We start from the raw sequence: 18,804 nt of genomic DNA, 5'->3' as shown, positions 1-18,804 counted from the left end.
GCCAGCGCGCGGCGCGGATTCGGTGACATTTTTGTCATGCGAAAGTCATCTCCGGGTACCGCCGGCGGGGCGACCATCGAGGCTCAACCCCACCGAGGATCGACCGATGCTTCGACTCAAGGCTTCCCCCGCGCTGTTCTTCGGCCTGCTCCTGGCCAGTGCCGCCAGCTTCGCCGCGCAACCGCCTGCGGGCATGCTGCAGCCGCTGCGCGGCACCATCCAGCAGGCCGCCGACGACCACCTGCAACTGAAGGCCCGCAACGGCCAGCAACTGACGGTCAGGCTCACCGACAAGACCGCGATCCGCGCCGTGTCGCTGGCGAAGCCGGAGGACATCCAGCCCGACAGCTTCATCGGCACCGCCGCCGTGCCGCAGCCCGACGGCACCCTGAAGGCCCTCGAGGTGCATGTCTTCGCCCCCAGCCTGCGCGGCAGCGGCGAAGGCCACCGGCCCTGGGAGAACGCCGATGGCAGCGCCTCGACCATGACCAACGGTACGGTCGGCAACCTGGTGGTCAGCCAGGGCCGGCGCATGACCGTGAAATACGGCGATGGCGAGAAGACCGTGGTGGTGCCGGACGACGTGCCCATCGTCAGCCTGGAGCCGGGCGAGCGCAGCCTGCTCAAGCGTGGCGCCAAGGTCGTGCTGTTCCCGCAGAAGGGCGCCGACGGCAGCCTCACCGCCCTGGCCATCTCGGTCGGCAAGGACGGCGTGACCCCGCCGATGTGAGGTTTCGCCGGGACGGCGCGTCCGTCCCGGCCGGGTTTCCTGGGAGAAAAGCCATGAACCGTGCGTTGCACGCCTGGCCGGTGAGACTCTGCCACTGGCTCAATGCCTATGCCATGGCCTGCCTGATCGGCAGCGGCTGGGGCATCTACAACGCTTCGCCGCTGCTGGATTTCCGTTTTCCCGCCTGGGCGACCCTCGGCGGCTGGCTCGGCGGTTCCATCGCCTGGCATCTCGCCGCCATGTGGCTGCTGCTCGGCAACGGCCTGTGCTACCTCGCCCACGGACTGTCCAGCGGGCATTTTCGTCGCGACTTCCTGCCTTTGAGCGCGGCCGGCGTCTGGCGCGACCTGCGCCTCGCCCTCGGCCTGCGCCTGGTCCATGAGCCGGGCCGCTACAACGCGGTGCAGCGCCTGCTGTACTGGCTGGTCCTGGGGCTCGGTGCGCTGCTGGTGCTGTCCGGGCTGGCGATCTGGAAACCGGTGCAACTGCACGGGCTGACCGCGCTGTTCGGTGGCTTCCAGGGTGCGCGCTGGGTGCATTTCCTGGCCATGGCCGGGGTCGTCGGGTTCGTCGTCGTGCACCTGCTGCTGGTGCTGTTGGTGCCGCGCACCCTGCTGCCGATGATCATCGGACGCGAGTGGCGGCGCGGACGGAGGAGCGAAGGATGAAGGGGCCGGAGAAGAAGCGCGCGAAGATCGCGGTCGACCCGTCCAGCGAGCGGCAGATGGTCGATTTGCAACGCCGCCTGCTGTTGCGCGGCGGCCTGTCCCTGGGCGCCCTGGCGATGCTCTCGGGGTGCCGGCTACAGGATGGCGATTCGGTCGACAAGGTACTCTGGGCCATGTCGCGCTGGAACGACCGGGTCCAGGCCTGGCTGTTCAGCCGTACGCGGCTGGCGCCGACCTTCGATCCGTCGCAGGTGGCCTCGCCGTTCCCCTTCAACGCGTTCTACCCGGCCTACAACGTGCCGGAGATCGACCTGCCGGAATACCGGCAGGTTTCCGGGCGGGTCCGCGACAAGCGCCCCTGGAGCCTGGAGCAACTGCGCCGGCTGCCGCAGGCCAGCCAGGTCACGCAACTGATCTGCATCGAGGGCTGGAGCGCGATCGGCCAGTGGAGCGGAGTGCCGCTGCGCACCTTCCTGGAGCTGGTCGGCGCCGACACCTCGGCGAAGTACGTTGGCTTCAAGTGCGCCGACCGCTACTACTCCAGCCTCGACATGCCCAGCGCGCTGCATCCGCAGACCCTGCTGGCGCTGGAGATGTCCGGGCAGGCGCTGCCGGAGGAGAACGGCTATCCGCTGCGCCTGCGGATTCCCACCAAGCTCGGCTTCAAGAACGCCAAGCACGTGGTGGAGATCTTCGTCAGCAACAGCAATCCCGGAGGTTACTGGGAGGACCAGGGCTACAACTGGTTCAGCGGAGTCTGAGGCGGGAGAGTGCGGCTTGCCTCGGGCCATGCGCCCAGCGCGACAGGGATGGGAAAATAGGAAAGCCCGGCATCGAGCCGGGCTTTTCTCGCGCCTTGCGGCGTAGCGAGCGGTCAGGCGGTGCGCAGGTCGAAACGGCTCATGCTGCGATGCAGGCGGTCCACGGTCTGTTCGCTGCCGTTGTCGGCCAGGCGGGCTTCGGCCTTGGTCATGTCCTTGTGCAGGCGGTCGATGGTCTGCTCGCTGCCGTTGTCGGCGATGCGCAGTTCGACGCTGGACATGTCCTGGTGCAGCCGGTCGATGGTGCGGCTGGAGCCGTCGGCGGCGAAGGCGGCGTTGGCGGTCAGGGTGGCGAGGGCGAGGGCGAGGCCGAGGATCAGGGAAGCTTTCATGACGGTGACTCCGAGTGGGTTGTCGATTGCGTTGGAGTCATTTTCAGTTCGGATAAGTCGATTTAAAAACGAAGTGCGATGATAGTGTCTATCGACATGGGTGATTATGTGTTTTCTTATTATTTATCAGTAAGTTAGTTTATTATTTTTGTGATGTAGAAGATTTCGTAAAGGATAGTTAGCTTTTCTCTATTTAATCGATAAATTGGATAAATAAGGCGAAAAGAAAAGCCGGCGCTGCGGGCGCCGGCTCTCGGATGGGTCTTGCTCTGGAGTCAGGCGAGGTCGTCGAGGATGTCGGCCATGTCGTCCGCGTGTTCTTCTTCCTGGGCCAGGATTTCCTCGAAAATGCGTCGGGTGGTGGGGTCGTCGTTACCGAGGTAGGTGATGATCTCGCGATAGCTGTCGATGGCGATGCGCTCGGCGATCAGGTTCTCGGTGACCATGTCCTTCAGGGTCTTGCCTTCGACGTATTCGGCATGGGAGCGCTCCTCCAGGCCGCGCGGATTGAAGTCCGGCTCGCCGCCCAGTTGCATGATGCGCTCGGCCAACTGATCGGCATGCTGCATTTCCTGGTTGGCGTGCTCGAGGAACTCGGCGGCGGCGATGCTCGCCTTAAGGCCGGTGGCCATGAAGTAGTGGCGCTTGTAGCGCAGGAAGCAGACCAGCTCGGTGGCGAGCGCTTCGTTGAGCAGGCGCAGGACGGTCTGGCGATCGGCCGAATAGCCTTCGGTGACCGCGCCTTCCTGGATGTTCTTGCGGGCACGGTCGCGAAGGGTCTGGACGTCCGTCAGTTGAACGGTGGTCATCGGTTTTCTCCTTGAGGCTGATCCGGTGAAAAGGGCCGGCTCTGCGGCCGGCTTTTTCTGCTTACCTAAGGTGTGAGTCCCACGCGGTCGAAAAAGTTTTATCGACCCGCCGCCGAACTGGCCTTTTGCCTGAAATGCGTGGGACGGGGAGCAATGCCGGCGTTTCGCCGGTCCTAACGGAACGGGCCGGCGTATTCGCGCTGGCGAGTCCATGGGCCAGCCTGCACACTGACGGGCTGAGCGAGGCGCGCTGCCGCGCCTGCCCGACAACCGACGCGGCGAAAAGGAGTTGTGCATGACGCGCGGCCGAAAGATCCTGACCTGGAGCCTCGCCAGCCTGGTCCTGCTGCTGGCGGCGTTGGTGGTGTTCATCGCCACCTTCGACTGGAACCTGATCAAGCCCACCCTCAACGAAAAGGTCTCGGCGGCGCTGAACCGCCCGTTCGCCATCAACGGCAACCTCGCCGTGGCCTGGCGCCGCGAGGAGGGCGAGGAAGGCTGGCGCGCCTGGATCCCCTGGCCGCGCTTCAGCGCCGAGGACATCACCCTCGGCAACCCGGAGTGGGCGGCGGGCAAGACCAAGGCGAGCGAGTTCGCCAGCCTGGAACGCATCGAATTCCGCCTCGCGCCGTTGCCGTTGCTCTGGCAGACCATCCGCATTCCACAGATCAAGCTGACCCAGCCGCGCGCCGAGCTCCTGCGCCTGGCCGACGGCCGCGTCAATTGGGATTTCGACCTGCCTGCCAGCGACAGCGACGAGCCGTCCGCCTGGCAACTGGACATCCGCGAGATCGGTTTCGACAAGGGTAGCGTCAGCCTCGACGACCAGCGTTTGAAGACCCGCCTGGAAGTGCTGGTCGACCCGCTCGGCAAGCCGGTGCCGTTCGGCCAGTTGGCCGGCAAGGCGCTGGCCACGGGCGATGCGGCGGACGCCCAGGACTATGTGTTCGGCTGGAAGGTCAAGGGCACCTACAAGGGCCAGGCTCTGGCCGGCTCGGGCAAGGTCGGCGGGATGCTGGCGTTGCAGGATGCGAGCAAGCCCTTCCCGCTACAGGCCGAGGTCAGTGCCGGCAGCACCCGTGCCGCGGTGGTCGGCACCCTGACCGACCCGCTCAACCTCGGCGCCCTCGACCTGCGCCTGAAGCTGTCCGGGACCAGCATGGCCAATCTCTATCCGCTGACCGGCATCACCCTGCCGGACACTCCGGCCTACTCCACCGACGGACACCTGCTGGCGCGGCTCAAGGAGGAGGGCGGCGCACTGTTCCGCTACGAGAACTTCAACGGCAAGGTCGGCGCCAGCGACCTGCACGGCAGCCTGACCTTCGTCGCTCGCCAGCCTAGGCCGAAGCTGTCCGGAAAGCTGACCTCCGAGCAACTGCGCTTCGCCGACCTCGGCCCGCTGATCGGCGCCGACAGCAATGCCGAAAAACAGAAGCGCGGGCAGACCAGCCGCCAGCCGGGCGACAAGGTGCTGCCGGTGGAGGAATTCCGTACCGAGCGCTGGCGCGACATGGACGCCGACGTGGAATTCACCGGCAAGCGTATCGTCCACAGCGACCAGTTGCCGATCAGCGACCTCTATACCCATCTGGTGCTCAACGACGGCCTGCTGCGCCTGGAGCCCCTGCGCTTCGGCGTGGCCGGCGGCAAGCTGGAGTCGGACATTCGCCTCGACGGCGGCAAGCAGCCGATGCAGAGCCGAGTGAAGATGAGCGCGCGGGGCTTCAAGCTGAAACAGTTGTTCCCCGGCTTCGCGCCGATGCAGACCAGCTTCGGCGAGCTGAACGGCGACGCCAGTCTCAGCGGCAGCGGCAATTCGGTGGCGAAGATCCTCGGTGGCGCCGATGGCGAACTGAAGATGCTGATCAACGACGGTGCGATCAGCAAAGGCCTGACCGAAATCGCCGGCCTCAATGTCGGAAACTACCTGGTGACCAAGCTGTTCGGCGACGACGAGGTGAAGATCAACTGCGCGGCCGCCGACTTCGGCCTGCAGAAGGGCCTGATGACCAGCCGGCTGTTCGTCTTCGACACCGAGAACGCGCTGGTCAACGTCGACGGCACGGTGAACTTCGCCAACGAGAAGCTCGACCTCGATGTCACCCCGCACAGCAAGGGCCTGCGGATCTTCTCGCTGCGCTCGCCGCTGTACGTGCGCGGCACCTTCGCCAAGCCCGACGCCGGGGTCCACGCCGGGCCGCTGGTGGCGCGCGGCGCGGGAATGATCGCCCTCGGCGTGGCGGTGGGCCCGGCGGCCAGCCTGCTGGCGCTGGTGGCGCCGAGCAAGAGCGACGACAACCAGTGCACCGCCCTGCTGCAACGCATGCGCCAGCCGGCCAAGGTGCCGGCCGGCAAGCGCTGATTCAGTAGATGGGGATATACAGGTCGACTTGCGAGTTCGGATCCAGCGGTCCGCGGAAACGCTGGTCGTAGTATTCGAAGTCGACCCCCGCCTTGGGCTCCAGGCCGCGTTCGGCGAGCAGGTGGCTGTAGATCGCCTGGAAGCTCTCGGCGATCTGCGGCGCCGTGCCCTTGTGGGTGAACACCGCGTACTTCTGCGCCGGCACCTGGAAGCGCACCATGCCCTCCGGCACCGGCCAGCCCTCCTGCACCTCGAAGCCGGCGACATAGTGGAATTCGCCGTTGGGCTGCTGCGCGCAGATGCCGTAGGAGACCTCGGGATCGTGCTTGCCGGCGATCTCGTGCTCGCGCGGGATGAAGCGTTCCCAGAGCTGGCCGATGGTGTCGCCGGGGGCGCTGCCGAAGTATTCCATGCCCACCACGCTGAAGGCGGGACGTTCGACGATTCGTGCATGCATGTTGCGGATCCTCCAGTGGGCGAGCGTCGCCAGGGTTCGGTCGAGTTCCGCCAGCAGGCGCTGGCGGGCGCTGATCTCTTCGCGCAGGGTGTGCTGGTGTCGTTGCAGGAAATGCCGCAGGCGTTGCGGGTCGTCCAGCGCGCCATCGCGTTTCAGGCGGTCGATGGCTTCCAGCGGAACGTCCAGCCGGCGCAGCGCGAGTATGCGCGAGAGCTGCTCGATCTGTTCCGGCTGGTAGTAGCGGTAGCCGTTGTCGCTACCGGTGCGCGCGGGGACGAACAGGCCGATGGCATCGTAGTGGCGAAGCGTCTTGGTGGAGATCTCGAAGATTCGCGCCAGTTGGCCGATGGTGAGCATTTCCGGTTCCTGCTGCGGGATACCGGCAGACTACGGATTGCCCCTGGGGCAAGGTCAAGGGGTTTGTGCCGGTGCGCACTTTCTCTGAACGTCCGCCGTCGCCTCCCGGTCCCAACAGTGAACCCATCGCAAAGGGAGATATCCCCATGCCCCGTGGCGACAAGAGCAAGTACAGCGACAAGCAACAGCGCAAGGCCGAGCACATCGAGGAGAGCTACAAGGCCAAGGGTGTGAGCGAATCGGAAGCCGAGGCGCGCGCCTGGGCGACGGTGAACAAGCAGTCCGGCGGCGGCGAGCGCAAGGGCGGTTCCGGCCGCGCCAAGAGCGAGACGGCCAAGCGCGCCGACCGCAAGGACTCGGCCCATCGCGCCGCCCAGGCCCGCTCAGGGAGACCGGCCAACCGCGGCTCGGCGAGCCGTGGCAAACGTCAAGGCAGCACCTCGGTGAGCGAGATGACCCGCGAGGAATTGATGCAGCTGGCGCGCAAGCGCGACATCCGCGGTCGTTCGACGATGCGCAAGGCCGAACTGATCGAGGCCCTGTCCCGGGCCTGAACGCAGACGCCCCGCCTCCGTAAGGAAGCGGGGCGTCGAGCCGTCAGGGGCGGGCGTCGCGCTCGTGGCGGTCCAGCTCGGAGCAGCTCAGGAAGCCCGAGCCGTCGACCTTGCCGCTGCCGTCGAAACTGACGTAGAACGGCTGCTGCTGGCCGTCCTTGTTGAGGATGTAGCTGTTGCAGCTCCCCGGTTTCATCAGGCGCTTCTGGGTGCCGGAAGGCGTGCCGCCGATGCGCAGGACTTCCTGCTGGCTCATGCCTTTCTCGACATCCTTGACCAGCGGTTCGTTGCGGAAGGTGATGTAGTTGACCGGGTTCTGCACCTTGGTCGACGCGCAGCCGGCCAGGGTTGCCATCACGAACAGTGCCGCCAGTGACTGCTTGTACATGCTGTGACTCCTTGTGGTTGAGCGGTGCTTGCCAACATTGGAACGCAGGCCCTCGCGCAGAGTTCGCCCGGAATCGCGGCGGATTGCCTCAGACCTTCTCCAGGGCCCGGTGCGGCAAGGGGGGCAGCTGGATATCGATGGCGTCGCCGGGGCGAACCTCGCCGTCTTCCAGGACGATCGCCATCACCCCGGCCTTGCGAATCAGGTTGCCCTGTTCGTCGCGGCCGAGCACGGCGGCGGTCAGTCCGGGCTGGTAGTTGTCCAGCTGCGAGCAGGGATTGCGCAGGCCGGTCAGCTCGACCAGGGCGCTTTCCCCCAGGCGCAGGCGGGTGCCGGTGGGCAGGCCGAGCAGGTCGACGCCACGGGTGGTGATGTTCTCGCCCATGGTCCCCGGGCCGATGGCGAAGCCGCTGGCGCGTAGCTCGTCGTGCAGTTCCTCGTGGATCAGGTGGACCTGGCGCAGGTTCGGCTGGGTCGGGTCCTGCCGCACCCGCGAGCGGTGCTTCACGGTGACGCCGTGGTGGGCGTCGCCCTCGACGCCGAGGCCTTTCAGGAGGCGGATGGCGGGACGCACCTGCTTGCTGAACGCGTGGGTGGCGCAGAGGCTCACCGCGATGACCTGTTGCATGGAACTCCTCCTCGTGCGAGGCGTCAGTCTAGCCGCGAAACATGACGCTTGTCGCAAGCGCACAGGACGCGTTCCCAGCCCCTGCAAAGCCCGCCGCAGTCGCTAGACTTCAGCGCACCTGCATGCGAACGTGCAGCCCTTCAAGGAGAGTTCGATGAATATCCTGCGTATCCCGATGTTCGTATTGGCCATGGCCGTCTCGGCCCATGGTTTCGCTGCCACCGCGCAGCAGGAGAAGATGACCGCCTGCAACGCCGAGGCCACCACCAAGGCGCTCAAGGGCGACGAACGCAAGGCGTTCATGAGCGGCTGCCTGAAGGCCGGCGCGCCTGCCGGCGGCAAGGCCACCGCCCAGCAGGAGAAGATGAAGAGCTGCAACGCCGACGCCAGCGCCAAGTCGCTCAAGGGCGACGAACGCAAGGCGTTCATGAGCAGTTGCCTGAAGGCCGGCGGCAGCGCCAAGGCGGCGACCCAGCAGGAGAAGATGAAGACCTGCAACGCCGACGCCAGCGCCAAGGCGCTCAAGGGCGACGAACGCAAGGCGTTCATGAGCACCTGCCTGAAGAAGTGAGCCCCACCCTTGTCGGGCTCGGTGTGGCGGCGGATAACGCCTGTGGCGCTATCCGCCCTGCGGACGGGTGTGGCGTGGTCTTGGCGTAGGGCGAATAACCGCTCGCGGTTATCCGCCATGGCGGGCCCGGTGTGACCTTATCCCCCTATAGGGCAGGGGCGCGGCCAGGGCGGCTCAGCCGTAGCGCTTCTTCGCCTCGATGGCCAGGCCGCTGCCGATGCTGCCGAACAGGTTGCCCTCGACATGACGGGCGTTGGGCAGCATCGCCGAGACGCTCCGGCGCAGCGCCGGAATGCCGCTCGAACCGCCGGTGAAGAACACCGTGTCGACCCGGTCCGGGTCGACCCCGGCCGAGGCCAGCAGTTGCGCGACGCTGTTGCGCACGCGCTCCAGCAGTCCGTCGACGGCGTTCTCGAACAGCCCACGGGTCAGCTCCACGCCGAGCCCGGCCTCGATGCGCTCCAGCGAGAGGTGCAGGCGCTCGGTTTCGGTCAGGCGGATCTTGCTGTCTTCCACCTGCATCGCCAGCCAGTGCCCGGCGCGTTCCTCGATGAGCCTGAAGAGGCGGTCGATGCCGGTGCTGTCGACGATGTCGTAGCGCATGTTCTTCAGCGCCAATTGCGACTTCTGCGCGTACACCGCGTTGATGGTGTGCCAGGTGGCCAGGTTCAGGTGGTAGCTGGTGGGCATGAAGGCGTCGCTCTTCATCCGGCTGCCGTAGCCGAACAGCGGCATCACGCCTTCCAGGCTGAGCTGCTTGTCGAAGTCGGTACCGCCGATGTGCACGCCGCCGGTGGCCAGGATGTCGTCCTGGCGCTCGGCCAGGTTGCGCCGCTCCGGCGCCAGGCGCACCAGGGAGAAGTCCGAGGTGCCGCCGCCGATGTCGACGATCAGGACCAGTTCCTCGCGCTGGATGCAGCGCTCGTAGTCGAAGGCCGCAGCGATCGGTTCGTACTGGAAGGAAACCTCCTTGAAGCCGAGCTTGTTGGCCACCTGCACCAGGGTGTCCTGGGCCTCGCGGTCGGCCTCCGGGTCGTCGTCGACGAAGAACACCGGGCGACCCAGCACCACCGCGTCGAAGGCTTGCCCGGCGGCGGCCTCGCCGCGCGCCTTGAGCTGGCCGATGAACAGGCCGAGCAGGTCCTTGAACGGCAGGGCGCTGCCGAGCACGGTGGTCTCGCTCTTCAGCAGCTTGGAGCCCAGCAGGCTCTTCAGCGAGCGCATCAGCCGGCCCTCGTAGCCCTCCAGGTACTCGCCGAGCGCCTGGCGGCCGTAGACCGGGCGGCGCTCCTCGACGTTGAAGAACACCACCGAGGGCAGGGTGATCTTGCCGTCCTCCAGCTCGATCAGCGGTTCGACCTCCGGCCGCCACCAGCCGACGGTGGAGTTGGAGGTGCCAAAATCGATGCCCAGGGCGCGGGCGGCGGTGCTCGGGTTCATGGCGCGAAACGGTCCGGGAAAAAAACGGCCGCGCAGTGTATGCGAGAGCGTCGTAGATTTCACCGCCGGCGATCGGCAGGAAGCGTCCTGGGACGTCCGTGCGGGCCGCCCCGACCTTTGTATACGGATTTGCCAAGGGGCCTGCGCATGGTGCTATGTTGGCGCTGCTTTCCCACTCCGTCTTGCCGTGTTGTCCTGGATTTCGCCATGCATAGAGCCTCACACCATGAGTTGCGTGCGATGTTTCGCGCGCTGTTGGACTCCTCCCGTTGCTACCACACCGCTTCCGTGTTCGATCCCATGTCGGCGCGTATCGCCGCCGACCTCGGCTTCGAGTGCGGTATCCTCGGCGGTTCGGTGGCTTCCCTGCAGGTCCTGGCGGCGCCGGACTTCGCCCTGATCACCCTCAGCGAATTCGTCGAGCAGGCCACCCGCATCGGCCGGGTGGCGCGCCTGCCGGTGATCGCCGACGCCGACCACGGCTACGGCAACGCGCTGAACGTGATGCGTACGGTGGTCGAACTGGAGCGCGCCGGAATCGCCGCGCTGACCATCGAGGACACCCTGCTGCCGGCGCAGTTCGGGCGCAAGTCCACCGACCTGATCTGCGTCGAGGAAGGCGTCGGCAAGATCCGCGCGGCCCTGGAGGCGAGGGTCGACCCGGCGTTGACCATCATTGCCCGGACCAACGCCGAACTGATCGACGTCGATGCGGTGATCCAGCGCACCCTGGCCTACCAGGAAGCCGGCGCCGATGGTATCTGCCTGGTCGGCGTGCGCGACTTCGCCCACCTCGAGGCGATCGCCGAGCACCTGCACATCCCGCTGATGCTGGTCACCTACGGTAATCCGCAACTGCGCGACGACGCCCGCCTGGCGCGGCTCGGCGTGCGTGTCGTGGTCAACGGCCACGCCGCCTATTTCGCCGCGATCAAGGCGACCTACGACTGCCTGCGCGAGGAGCGCGGTGCGGTGGCCTCGGACCTGACCGCCTCGGAGCTGTCGAAGAAGTACACCTTCCCCGAGGAATACCAGGCCTGGGCCCGCGACTACATGGAAGTCAAAGAGTAGGCGACCTCAGGCCAGGCCCATGTTGCGCTGCCGCGCCTGCAGGTCGGCTGCGCCCGCCAATGCGCAGAAGGTCGCAGGGCGACAGTCTGGTTCAGGATCGCCCGGAGCGCTCGCGTCGCTTGCGTTCGCGGTAGGCGGCCTGGTTGGCCAGGCGCCGCTGCGCCGAACCGGGGCGGTTGGCCGACTGGGCGCGGTACAGGCGCTGGGCGTAGACCAGTTCCATGTAGCGTTGCATCGCCCGGCTGTTGAACAGCAGCCAGGCACAGGCGCCGCCGCCGAGCGCCACCAGGCCCGACGTCTCGCCGCTGGCCAGGCGCAGCAGGAGCCCGGTGGCGACCAGCAGCAGGCTGGCGTCGCGGGCCAGGCGCGGGCCGAGGCTGGCGCCACGGGAGAGCAGGGCGATCAGCCACAGCCAGGCCGCCAGCAGCGGCAGGGCGGAGAGCCAGCCCAGCGGCCGCAAAGGAGCCTCCGGCAATGCCAGGCGCAGCGCGGCAAGACCCAGCGGCGCGGCACCGAGCAGCAGCGCCAGGCTGCCGAGCAGCGGTGCGTAGAGACCGGGATGACGGCGCGGATACAGGCCGTGCAGTTGCCGGACGCTATAGCGGTCCTCCGGCGCCGGCAGGGCGAACGGATCGCCGGCGAGCGCGGCGTCGAGCTGGCGGCCCTGGTCGATCAGGTGGGCGAGGCGGCGGAACGGTCCCATCATGCGGTGTACCTCCAGGCTTGGCTGGCGATTGTGCCACGCCAGGCCGATGGTCGCGCCGCCCTTGCAAAGCCGCGGGCGAACGCCCATATCTGGAGGTTCCAGGGTTTCAGCCAGAGGAGTCAGTCATGGCCAGCGGGTGGGCGAACGACGGTGCGGTGCAGGAACAGATCGACAGCACGATCGAGGATGCCATCGCTCGTGCGCGCAGCCAGTTGCCTCGTGGCGAGAGCCTGACCCATTGCGAAGAGTGCGACGCGACTATCCCCGAAGCGCGGCGCCGAGCGATTCCCGGCGTGCGCCTGTGCGTCAACTGCCAGGCCGAGCACGACAGGGAACAGGCGAAGTTCAGCGGCTACAACCGCCGCGGCAGCAAGGACAGCCAGTTGCGCTGAAGGCCTGCCTCAGTTTTCCCGATAGCGTTCCTTCACCCATTGCTCCACCGGCGACAGGGTGCGCATTCCCACGCCCAGCGGATCGTCCATGTCATGCTGGCTGGAGGCGGTCCAGCGCGGGTCGATGAAGGACCAGGCCAGGCCCGCCGGGCCCTGGTCGCGGTAGGTACCGAAAACGTCGTTGAGGCCCAGCGGCTCCGCGTTGCGCAGCCATTGCCCGTTGAAGCTGTCGCCGTTGATGGTGCGGTCCGAGATCCAGCGACCGTCGTCGTAATGGAAAGCCATCACTCGCCAGCGATGCTCGCACCAGTGGCAGGCGTCGTCGTCGACGTAGAAGGCTTCGACGAAGATTTTCTTCCCGCCGATGTCGAGGAAGGTCGAGTAATCGTCTGTATGGCGCGGGGCCAGGCTCAGTCGGCTGCCGTCGCCGAGGTCGATGAAGCGATCGGGGGCGTAGGGCGAGCGCGGCGAAAGGCTCATCAGGACCCTGGCGTAGTCGTCCCGCTGCGGCGGGTCGGCGACCAGTGCCTGGCGCTCCGCGGCGGTCAGCGCGAAGCGCTCGCTGCCTCGGCCGACCACGTCTTCCAGCTGACGCTGGTCGCGCGGCAAGGTGCCGTCGAGCCCGGCGTACAGGTTGACCGCCTGGATGAACCGGGCGACGTCGATGTCGAGCATTTCCGGATAGCCGGAATGGGCGGTCAGCGCGCCGTCCTTCAGGTCGTAGATCACCGACCAGCGCGTCCCTCCCGAACCGCCGGCGTAGGACAGGTAGCCCAGGCGCAGTTCGTCGCGGCCGTCGCCGTCGTAGTCGGCGACTTCCAGTTGGCTGAGGCTGAACAGCTGGGGGAAGGCATAATCGGTTTCGAACTGCTCGCGCGGTTTCCGCTTCGCGTCCGGATCGAAGGGGACCAACTGGATCTTCCGGTATTCCCGGAGGCTCAGCTCGACCATGTTCTTCTGGATATCCAGGAACGGGGAGAGGTTGAGCAGCGAGGAGAGGAGGCCGGGTTCGGCGATGTAGAACACCTTCACCAGCGGCAGGTTGGTCCGTCCCTGGTTCCGCTCCAGGCGCTCGATGACCTGGTCGTCCATGGCGAAGGCCTTGCCGACGAAGCGCCGATTGCCGTAGGCGACCAGGAATTTCTCACCGAAGCCGAGCAGGTCGGCGCCCTTGATCTCCACCTCGTAGTCCGCCGGAAAGCGCGCGAGGATGGCTTGGCGCAGCATCACGTCCTTCTTGCTGATGGGAATCTCGCCGTACTGGTAGAGCTGGTAGGTCCAGTAGAGGAAGTAGCTCACCACGACGATGGCCGTTGCCTGGAAGGCCTTGGCCAGATACGGGGTGGAAGCGTTGCGGGACGATTGGCGGGAGGACATGGACGGACTGCCGGCGGCTACGGGTAGGCGCCATTGTCGCCGCTAGCGCCGACAAGCCAAGCTGTCCGAACGGAGCGGTCGACGTCCCGGCGTGGCGCCGGGACCCGTCGCGTGGGAATCAGAACAGGAAATAGCGCTGCGCCATCGGCAGCACGTCCGCCGGTTCGCACCAGAGCAACTGGCCGTCGGCGCGTACCTGGTAGTTCTGTGCGTCGACCTCGATGGTCGGCAGGTAGCCGTTGTGGATCAGGTCGGTCTTCTGCACACCGCGACAGCCGCTGACCACGCCGATGGCCTTGCGCAGGCCGAGCTGCTGCGGTACGCCGGCGGCGAAGGCGGCCTGGCTGACGAAGGTCAGGCTGGTCGCGTGACGGCTGCCGGCGTAGCTGGCGAACATCGGTCGGTAGTGCACCGGCTGCGGCGTGGGGATCGAGCCGTTGATGTCGCCCATCAGGCTGGCGGCGATGGCCCCGCCCTTGAGGATCAGGCTCGGCTTGACGCCGAAGAAGGCCGGGCGCCAGAGCACCAGGTCGGCCCACTTGCCGGCTTCGACGGAGCCCACTTCATGGCTGATGCCGTGGGTGATCGCCGGGTTGATGGTGTACTTGGCGATGTAGCGCCTGGCGCGGAAGTTGTCGTTGCGCGCACCGTCGCCGTCGAGGCGGCCGCGCTGGCGCTTCATCTTGTCGGCGGTCTGCCAGGTGCGCGTGATCACTTCGCCGACCCGGCCCATGGCCTGGCTGTCGGAGCTGATCATGCTGAACGCGCCGAGGTCGTGGAGGATGTCCTCGGCGGCGATGGTCTCGCGGCGGATGCGCGACTCGGCGAAGGCCACGTCCTCGGCGATGGCCGGGTCGAGGTGGTGGCAGACCATCAGCATGTCCAGGTGCTCGTCGATGGTATTGCGGGTGAACGGCCGTGTCGGGTTGGTCGAGCTGGGCAGCACGTTGGCGAAGCCGCAGGCCTTGATGATGTCCGGTGCGTGGCCGCCGCCGGCGCCCTCGGTGTGGTAGGTGTGGATGGTGCGGCCCTTGAAGGCGCCGAGGGTGGTCTCGACGAAGCCGGATTCGTTGAGGGTGTCGGTGTGGATCGCCACCTGGATGTCGTGGCGCTCGGCGACCTCCAGGCAGTTGTCGATCGCCGCCGGGGTGCTGCCCCAGTCCTCGTGCAGCTTCAGGCCGATGGCGCCGGCGAGCACCTGCTCCTCCAGCGGCAGCGGCAGGCTGGCGTTGCCCTTGCCGGTGAAGCCGATGTTCATCGGGAAGGCGTCGGCGGCCTGGAGCATCCGCGCCATGTGCCAGGGACCGGAGGTGCAGGTGGTGGCGTTGGTCCCGGCGGCGGGGCCGGTGCCGCCGCCGATCATGGTGGTGACCCCGCTCATCAGCGCCTCTTCGATCTGCTGCGGGCAGATGAAGTGGATGTGCGTGTCGATGCCGCCGGCGGTGAGGATCATGCCCTCGCCGGCGATCACCTCGGTGCCGGCGCCGATGGCGATGTTCACCCCGGGCTGGATGTCAGGGTTGCCGGCCTTGCCGATGGCCTGGATGCGCCCGTCCTTGAGACCGACGTCGGCCTTGACCACGCCCCAGTGGTCGAGGATCAGCGCATTGGTGATCACCGTGTCGACCACCTGCGCCGCGCCCAGCTGGCTCTGGCCCATGCCGTCGCGGATGACCTTGCCGCCGCCGAACTTCACTTCCTCGCCATAGACGGTGAAGTCCCGTTCCACCTCGATCCACAGGTCGGTGTCGGCCAGGCGCACGCGGTCGCCGACGGTGGGGCCGAACATGTCGGCGTAGGCTTGTCTGCTGATTTTCATCGAACGCTCCTTTGGCGATCGTCGGTGTTCGCTGTCTTTGGTCGAACCTGGCCAGTGGGGCCCTAGAGGTCCCCCATCACCCGCCCGGCAAAGCCGTATACCCGCCGTCCGCCGCCGATTTCCACCAGCTCCACCTCGCGGCTCTGCCCCGGTTCGAAGCGCACCGCGGTGCCGGCGGCGATGTTCAGGCGCATGCCACGGGTGGCCGGACGGTCGAAGGCGAGCGCGTCGTTGACCTCGAAGAAGTGGTAGTGCGAGCCGACCTGGATCGGCCGGTCGCCGGTGTTCGCCACGCTCAGGGCGAGGGTGCGGCGGCCGGCGTTGAGTTCGATATCGCCGGGCTGGATGTCGTATTCACCGGGGATCATGGGGGCTCCTTGGGGCTCAGGGCGCGCTGCGCGTCGGGTCGAGGTTCAGTTGCATGAAGGTCAGGTCGAGCCAGCGGCCGAACTTCTGGCCCACCTGCGGCATCTGCCCGCTGATCTCGAAGCCGAGGCGCCGGTGCAGGCCGATCGAGGCGGCATTGCCGCTTTCGATGGCGGCCACCATGACGTGCAGGCCCTGGGCCCGCGCACGTTCGATCAGCGCCTGCAGCAGTTGCACGCCGAGGCCTTTGCCGCGCTGGTCGTCGCGCACGTAGACGGAGTGCTCGACGGTGCCGCGGAAGCCCTCGAAGGGTCGCCAGTCGCCGTAGGAGGCGTAGCCGAGCACTTCGCCGGCGGCGTTGCTCGCCACCAGGATCGGGTGGCCCTGGCGGGCGCGGGTGTCGAACCAGGCCTGGCGGTTGGCCAGGTCCACCGGGGTTTCGTTCCAGATCGCCGTGGTATTGCCCACGGCGTCGTTGTAGATGGCGAGGATGCCGGGCAGGTCGGCGACGCCGGCGTCGCGGATCGAAGCGCTCATGGCCGGCCTCAGGCGATGGGCTGGTGGACGGTCACCAGCTTGGTGCCGTCGGGGAAGGTGGCCTCCACCTGGATGTCCGGGATCATCTCCGGCACGCCCTCCATCACCTGCTCGCGGTTCAGCAGGGTGGTGCCGTAGTGCATCAGCTCGGCGACGCTGCGGCCGTCGCGCGCGCCCTCCAGCAGGGCGGCGGAGATCAGCGCCACCGCCTCCGGGTAGTTCAGCTTGAGACCGCGTGCCAGCCGGCGCTCGGCGAGCAGGCCGGCGGTGAAGATCAGCAGCTTGTCTTTCTCGCGGGGGGACAAGTCCATCTCAGGTACTCCAGATGCGTGGGGGAACGGCCTCGCGGCCGAGCAGCGCCGGCCGCAGCAGGCGCCAGAGTTCGATCAGCCAGGCACGCGCGTGCAGCGCCTCGTCGGCCAGGCAGCGCGCCACCAGCAGGCCGCCGGGCAACTGGCTGAGGTTGCCGCGGCCGGCGCAGGGGAGCGCGCGGCAGCGTTGCAGCAGGTCGGTGTCGATCTCGCCGCTGGCGACCAGGGTCGCCAGCACCGGATGCCCGGCGAGGCCGATCGGCGAGTCGAGCAGGCGGTCGCCGCCGTCGATGCGCTGGCGCTCGTGCCAGAGCAGGCGGTCGTCGCGACGGATGTCCAGGGCCGCGACGAAGTGGCCGCTGGCGAAGCGCTCGCCGCTGGCCGGGCGGCCGAGCGCGACCATGTCCCAGTAGAACAGGCGGGCGTCGCCGCGCAGCTGGATACGGGTTTCCAGTTCGGCCTGGGCGCCGGCGAAGACGATGCTTTCCTGCGGCAGCCATTCCAGGGTGGCGCCGGGCTCCAGGTGGATCTCCAGGGTCTGCCGCGACGGGCAGGCGGCGCGGTACCACTTGGCTGCGCCGGGGCTGGTGAGCTGGGCCCAGGCGCGTTCGCCGAGGCGCACGTCGAAGGCCAGGCTGTCGCCGCCGGCGATGCCGCCGGGCGGATGCACGAGGATGTGCTGGCAGACTTCCGGGCCTTCGGCGTAGAGGTGCTTCTGCACCCGCAGCGGTCCGGAGTGGCCCCGCGTCACCGGGCGGGTGGCGTCGCCGGCGCGGGCGTAGGCCAGCTCCAGTTGGGCGTGCCAGGCGGGGTGGAAGCTCAGGTCGGGGAGGGCGGCGGTCATCGGTCGGGTCAGGCCAGGGCCTTGCGCATGAACACGCGGCGGAATCCCTCTTCCTGGCGGCGTTCGTATTCGAGGTAGCCGACCCTGGCGTAGAGCGCGATGTTTTCCGTCATCCGCTCATTGGTGTAGAGGTACAGCGAGCGGTAGCCGAGGCTCGTCGCGTCGCGCTCGGCACGCTCCAGCAGTTGTCGTCCGATGCCCTGGCCCTTGCATTCGGGAAGCACGGCGAGGTTGTCGACGAGGAAGCCGTCGGCGGTTTCCCGCGTCACCAGCAGGCCGACCGGCTGGCCGTCGTGCTCGGCGATGAGGACCCGGTCGCTGGCGATCACCTCGTGGTAGTCCTGGGTCATCGGCCAGGGCTTGCGGCCGATCACCGCGATCCACGGGGCATAGGCGGCGGCGACGCAGAGCGCGGCGAAGCCCGCGTCGGCCTGGACGGCCGGGCGCAGAGTGACGGTCATTTCGACCTCCTGCGGAAAGACGAGGGCATAGAGATTGCCAGCGCAGGCCCCGGTTGCGCCAGCGGCAGTGTGTCCCAGTCCGTTCAAATCGCCACCAGCCCGCGCACGCCCTCGCTCTCCATGTCGCGGCCGCGGCCCTGCTGGACGATCTCGCCGCGCGCCATCACCAGGTATTGGTCGGCCAGTTCGGCGGCGAAGTCGTAGAACTGCTCGACCAGCAGGATCGCCATGTCGCCGCGCGCCGCCAGGCTGCGGACGACCGCGCCGATCTCCTTGATCACCGAAGGCTGGATGCCTTCCGTGGGTTCGTCGAGGATCAGCAGTCGCGGCTGGCTGGCCAGGGCGCGGCCGATCGCCAGTTGCTGCTGCTGGCCGCCGGAGAGGTCGCCGCCGCGGCGCTGTTTCATTTCGCGCAGGACCGGGAACAGCTCGTAGATGAAGTCCGGCACCGCCCGGGCGTCCCTGGCGCTGAAACGGGACAGTCCCATCAGCAGGTTCTCTTCCACCGTCAGCCGGGGGAAGATTTCCCGTCCCTGCGGCACGTAGGCGATCCCGGCGCGGACCCGCTGGTGCGGCCTGAGTCCGGTGAGCGAGCGGCCTTCCCAGGCGACCTGGCCCTCGCGGGCCGGGACCAGGCCCATCAGGCAGCGCAGCAGGGTGGTCTTGCCCACCCCGTTGCGACCGAGCAGGCAGGTCACCTCGCCCACCTTCGCCTCGAAGCTCAGGCCACGGAGGATATGGCTACCGCCGTAGTACTGGTGGAGCTTGTCGACTTGCAGCATGGTTCTCTTCCATTTGTC

The 18,804-nt window shown here is 67.4% G+C and carries 23 protein-coding genes and 1 pseudogene; 9 read left to right on the top strand and 15 right to left on the bottom strand.

The genetic code is table 11. The features are described 5' to 3' along the window. Positions 1-106: 106 nt before the first annotated feature. From ACM0M4_RS27430 to ACM0M4_RS27420, 3 genes are read left to right on the top strand one after another with little or no spacing between them, the layout of a single operon-like run. Positions 107-730: a hypothetical protein gene (locus ACM0M4_RS27430; protein ID WP_031685079.1), complete on the top strand. Its 624-nt coding sequence runs from the start codon at positions 107-109 to the stop codon at positions 728-730. Positions 731-783: 53 nt separating this feature from the next. After that, entirely contained in the window at positions 784-1,398 is a 615-nt protein-coding gene (locus ACM0M4_RS27425) for a cytochrome b/b6 domain-containing protein (RefSeq protein WP_031685076.1), read from the top strand. Then, positions 1,395-2,159 carry a molybdopterin-dependent oxidoreductase gene (locus ACM0M4_RS27420; protein ID WP_115288893.1) on the top strand — a complete coding sequence of 255 codons (765 nt, stop codon included), beginning with the start codon at positions 1,395-1,397 and terminating at the stop codon, positions 2,157-2,159. The genes ACM0M4_RS27425 and ACM0M4_RS27420 overlap by 4 nt, the downstream gene beginning before the upstream one ends. A 113-nt stretch (positions 2,160-2,272) precedes the next feature. Here ACM0M4_RS27420 and ACM0M4_RS27415 read toward each other — a convergent pair whose 3' ends face one another. Together ACM0M4_RS27415 and ACM0M4_RS27410 are read right to left on the bottom strand one after the other, a co-directional pair. After that, positions 2,273-2,551 carry a hypothetical protein gene (locus ACM0M4_RS27415; RefSeq protein ID WP_034006934.1) on the bottom strand — a complete coding sequence of 93 codons (279 nt, stop codon included), beginning with the start codon at positions 2,549-2,551 and terminating at the stop codon, positions 2,273-2,275. 275 nt (positions 2,552-2,826) lie between these two features. Beyond that, a complete protein-coding gene (locus ACM0M4_RS27410) occupies positions 2,827-3,360 on the bottom strand; it encodes a ferritin-like domain-containing protein (RefSeq protein ID WP_003095503.1) in 534 nt (177 codons plus the stop codon). Positions 3,361-3,655: 295 nt separating this feature from the next. On the opposite strand from ACM0M4_RS27410, the gene ACM0M4_RS27405 reads away from it, so the two are divergent. Further along, the gene (locus ACM0M4_RS27405) at positions 3,656-5,725 is read left to right on the top strand and encodes an AsmA family protein (protein ID WP_023129149.1); all 2,070 of its coding nucleotides are present in this window, start codon (positions 3,656-3,658) and stop codon (positions 5,723-5,725) included. 1 nt (position 5,726) lies between these two features. Here the strand turns inward: ACM0M4_RS27405 and brlR are convergent, their stop codons facing one another. Next, positions 5,727-6,539: a c-di-GMP-binding multidrug transporter transcriptional regulator BrlR gene (brlR, locus tag ACM0M4_RS27400; RefSeq protein WP_003095496.1), complete on the bottom strand. Its 813-nt coding sequence runs from the start codon at positions 6,537-6,539 to the stop codon at positions 5,727-5,729. Positions 6,540-6,685: 146 nt separating this feature from the next. Between brlR and ACM0M4_RS27395 the strand changes: the two genes are divergently transcribed. Further along, a complete protein-coding gene (locus ACM0M4_RS27395; protein WP_003095492.1) occupies positions 6,686-7,093 on the top strand; it encodes a Rho termination factor N-terminal domain-containing protein in 408 nt (135 codons plus the stop codon). A 43-nt stretch (positions 7,094-7,136) separates the two neighbouring features. On the opposite strand, the gene osmE is transcribed toward ACM0M4_RS27395, so the two are convergent. Both osmE and ACM0M4_RS27385 read right to left on the bottom strand, forming a co-directional pair. Further along, positions 7,137-7,481, bottom strand: a complete 345-nt coding sequence (gene osmE / locus ACM0M4_RS27390) for an osmotically-inducible lipoprotein OsmE (protein WP_003095488.1) — start codon at positions 7,479-7,481, stop codon at positions 7,137-7,139. 88 nt (positions 7,482-7,569) lie between these two features. Beyond that, the gene (locus ACM0M4_RS27385) at positions 7,570-8,109 is read right to left on the bottom strand and encodes an MOSC domain-containing protein (protein ID WP_003095483.1); all 540 of its coding nucleotides are present in this window, start codon (positions 8,107-8,109) and stop codon (positions 7,570-7,572) included. 154 nt (positions 8,110-8,263) lie between these two features. Here ACM0M4_RS27385 and ACM0M4_RS27380 point away from each other — a divergent pair. Both ACM0M4_RS27380 and ACM0M4_RS27375 read left to right on the top strand, forming a co-directional pair. Next, positions 8,264-8,383: pseudogene (locus tag ACM0M4_RS27380) on the top strand (PsiF family protein); the annotation flags it as partial. A gap of 27 nt (positions 8,384-8,410) precedes the next feature. Continuing rightward, the gene (locus ACM0M4_RS27375; protein ID WP_369810412.1) at positions 8,411-8,680 is read left to right on the top strand and encodes a PsiF family protein; all 270 of its coding nucleotides are present in this window, start codon (positions 8,411-8,413) and stop codon (positions 8,678-8,680) included. A gap of 174 nt (positions 8,681-8,854) precedes the next feature. Here the strand turns inward: ACM0M4_RS27375 and ACM0M4_RS27370 are convergent, their stop codons facing one another. After that, the gene (locus ACM0M4_RS27370; protein WP_003099398.1) at positions 8,855-10,120 is read right to left on the bottom strand and encodes an Hsp70 family protein; all 1,266 of its coding nucleotides are present in this window, start codon (positions 10,118-10,120) and stop codon (positions 8,855-8,857) included. A 207-nt stretch (positions 10,121-10,327) separates the two neighbouring features. Here ACM0M4_RS27370 and ACM0M4_RS27365 point away from each other — a divergent pair, with 207 nt between their 5' ends. After that, the gene (locus tag ACM0M4_RS27365) at positions 10,328-11,191 is read left to right on the top strand and encodes an isocitrate lyase/PEP mutase family protein (RefSeq protein WP_003121125.1); all 864 of its coding nucleotides are present in this window, start codon (positions 10,328-10,330) and stop codon (positions 11,189-11,191) included. 91 nt (positions 11,192-11,282) lie between these two features. On the opposite strand, the gene ACM0M4_RS27360 is transcribed toward ACM0M4_RS27365, so the two are convergent. Next, positions 11,283-11,897, bottom strand: a complete 615-nt coding sequence (locus tag ACM0M4_RS27360) for a hypothetical protein (RefSeq protein WP_003121124.1) — start codon at positions 11,895-11,897, stop codon at positions 11,283-11,285. Positions 11,898-12,022: 125 nt separating this feature from the next. On the opposite strand from ACM0M4_RS27360, the gene ACM0M4_RS27355 reads away from it, so the two are divergent. After that, complete coding sequence (locus ACM0M4_RS27355) at positions 12,023-12,289, top strand: DksA/TraR family C4-type zinc finger protein (protein ID WP_003099395.1); 267 nt, start codon at positions 12,023-12,025, stop codon at positions 12,287-12,289. 9 nt (positions 12,290-12,298) lie between these two features. On the opposite strand, the gene ACM0M4_RS27350 is transcribed toward ACM0M4_RS27355, so the two are convergent. The 8 genes from ACM0M4_RS27350 to urtE form a co-directional block, all read right to left on the bottom strand. After that, positions 12,299-13,666 carry a hypothetical protein gene (locus ACM0M4_RS27350; protein ID WP_003095457.1) on the bottom strand — a complete coding sequence of 456 codons (1,368 nt, stop codon included), beginning with the start codon at positions 13,664-13,666 and terminating at the stop codon, positions 12,299-12,301. Positions 13,667-13,784: 118 nt separating this feature from the next. Then, positions 13,785-15,485, bottom strand: a complete 1,701-nt coding sequence (ureC, locus tag ACM0M4_RS27345; protein ID WP_003099392.1) for an urease subunit alpha — start codon at positions 15,483-15,485, stop codon at positions 13,785-13,787. A gap of 62 nt (positions 15,486-15,547) precedes the next feature. Beyond that, positions 15,548-15,853 carry an urease subunit beta gene (locus ACM0M4_RS27340; RefSeq protein WP_003095450.1) on the bottom strand — a complete coding sequence of 102 codons (306 nt, stop codon included), beginning with the start codon at positions 15,851-15,853 and terminating at the stop codon, positions 15,548-15,550. A 16-nt stretch (positions 15,854-15,869) separates the two neighbouring features. Continuing rightward, complete coding sequence (locus ACM0M4_RS27335) at positions 15,870-16,388, bottom strand: L-methionine sulfoximine N-acetyltransferase (protein ID WP_024928517.1); 519 nt, start codon at positions 16,386-16,388, stop codon at positions 15,870-15,872. A gap of 8 nt (positions 16,389-16,396) precedes the next feature. Continuing rightward, complete coding sequence (locus ACM0M4_RS27330) at positions 16,397-16,699, bottom strand: urease subunit gamma (RefSeq protein ID WP_003099389.1); 303 nt, start codon at positions 16,697-16,699, stop codon at positions 16,397-16,399. 1 nt (position 16,700) lies between these two features. Beyond that, complete coding sequence (locus ACM0M4_RS27325; RefSeq protein ID WP_221345451.1) at positions 16,701-17,543, bottom strand: urease accessory protein UreD; 843 nt, start codon at positions 17,541-17,543, stop codon at positions 16,701-16,703. 8 nt (positions 17,544-17,551) lie between these two features. Next, entirely contained in the window at positions 17,552-18,004 is a 453-nt protein-coding gene (locus tag ACM0M4_RS27320; RefSeq protein ID WP_003095437.1) for a GNAT family N-acetyltransferase, read from the bottom strand. Positions 18,005-18,087: 83 nt separating this feature from the next. Further along, positions 18,088-18,786, bottom strand: a complete 699-nt coding sequence (gene urtE / locus ACM0M4_RS27315; protein WP_003112317.1) for an urea ABC transporter ATP-binding subunit UrtE — start codon at positions 18,784-18,786, stop codon at positions 18,088-18,090. Between the last annotated feature and the right edge of the window lie 18 nt (positions 18,787-18,804).

This window comes from Pseudomonas sp. 18-147, assembly GCF_051048045.1.
GTDB lineage: Bacteria > Pseudomonadota > Gammaproteobacteria > Pseudomonadales > Pseudomonadaceae > Pseudomonas > Pseudomonas aeruginosa.
The sequence above is the reverse complement of the archived record's forward strand: the minus strand, read 5'-3'. Positions and strand labels throughout refer to the sequence as shown.

Bases quoted from the DNA above. Each gene is read 5' to 3' on its own strand.
- ACM0M4_RS27430 (WP_031685079.1), top strand. From the start codon at position 107: ATGCTTCGACTCAAGGCTTCCCCCGCGCTGTTCTTCGGCCTGCTCCTG.
- ACM0M4_RS27425 (WP_031685076.1), top strand. From the start codon at position 784: ATGAACCGTGCGTTGCACGCCTGGCCGGTGAGACTCTGCCACTGGCTC.
- ACM0M4_RS27420 (WP_115288893.1), top strand. From the start codon at position 1,395: ATGAAGGGGCCGGAGAAGAAGCGCGCGAAGATCGCGGTCGACCCGTCC.
- ACM0M4_RS27415 (WP_034006934.1), bottom strand. From the start codon at position 2,551: ATGAAAGCTTCCCTGATCCTCGGCCTCGCCCTCGCCCTCGCCACCCTG.
- ACM0M4_RS27410 (WP_003095503.1), bottom strand. From the start codon at position 3,360: ATGACCACCGTTCAACTGACGGACGTCCAGACCCTTCGCGACCGTGCC.
- ACM0M4_RS27405 (WP_023129149.1), top strand. From the start codon at position 3,656: ATGACGCGCGGCCGAAAGATCCTGACCTGGAGCCTCGCCAGCCTGGTC.
- brlR (WP_003095496.1), bottom strand. From the start codon at position 6,539: ATGCTCACCATCGGCCAACTGGCGCGAATCTTCGAGATCTCCACCAAG.
- ACM0M4_RS27395 (WP_003095492.1), top strand. From the start codon at position 6,686: ATGCCCCGTGGCGACAAGAGCAAGTACAGCGACAAGCAACAGCGCAAG.
- osmE (WP_003095488.1), bottom strand. From the start codon at position 7,481: ATGTACAAGCAGTCACTGGCGGCACTGTTCGTGATGGCAACCCTGGCC.
- ACM0M4_RS27385 (WP_003095483.1), bottom strand. From the start codon at position 8,109: ATGCAACAGGTCATCGCGGTGAGCCTCTGCGCCACCCACGCGTTCAGC.
- ACM0M4_RS27375 (WP_369810412.1), top strand. From the start codon at position 8,411: ATGAGCGGCTGCCTGAAGGCCGGCGCGCCTGCCGGCGGCAAGGCCACC.
- ACM0M4_RS27370 (WP_003099398.1), bottom strand. From the start codon at position 10,120: ATGAACCCGAGCACCGCCGCCCGCGCCCTGGGCATCGATTTTGGCACC.
- ACM0M4_RS27365 (WP_003121125.1), top strand. From the start codon at position 10,328: ATGCATAGAGCCTCACACCATGAGTTGCGTGCGATGTTTCGCGCGCTG.
- ACM0M4_RS27360 (WP_003121124.1), bottom strand. From the start codon at position 11,897: ATGATGGGACCGTTCCGCCGCCTCGCCCACCTGATCGACCAGGGCCGC.
- ACM0M4_RS27355 (WP_003099395.1), top strand. From the start codon at position 12,023: ATGGCCAGCGGGTGGGCGAACGACGGTGCGGTGCAGGAACAGATCGAC.
- ACM0M4_RS27350 (WP_003095457.1), bottom strand. From the start codon at position 13,666: ATGTCCTCCCGCCAATCGTCCCGCAACGCTTCCACCCCGTATCTGGCC.
- ureC (WP_003099392.1), bottom strand. From the start codon at position 15,485: ATGAAAATCAGCAGACAAGCCTACGCCGACATGTTCGGCCCCACCGTC.
- ACM0M4_RS27340 (WP_003095450.1), bottom strand. From the start codon at position 15,853: ATGATCCCCGGTGAATACGACATCCAGCCCGGCGATATCGAACTCAAC.
- ACM0M4_RS27335 (WP_024928517.1), bottom strand. From the start codon at position 16,388: ATGAGCGCTTCGATCCGCGACGCCGGCGTCGCCGACCTGCCCGGCATC.
- ACM0M4_RS27330 (WP_003099389.1), bottom strand. From the start codon at position 16,699: ATGGACTTGTCCCCCCGCGAGAAAGACAAGCTGCTGATCTTCACCGCC.
- ACM0M4_RS27325 (WP_221345451.1), bottom strand. From the start codon at position 17,543: ATGACCGCCGCCCTCCCCGACCTGAGCTTCCACCCCGCCTGGCACGCC.
- ACM0M4_RS27320 (WP_003095437.1), bottom strand. From the start codon at position 18,004: ATGACCGTCACTCTGCGCCCGGCCGTCCAGGCCGACGCGGGCTTCGCC.
- urtE (WP_003112317.1), bottom strand. From the start codon at position 18,786: ATGCTGCAAGTCGACAAGCTCCACCAGTACTACGGCGGTAGCCATATC.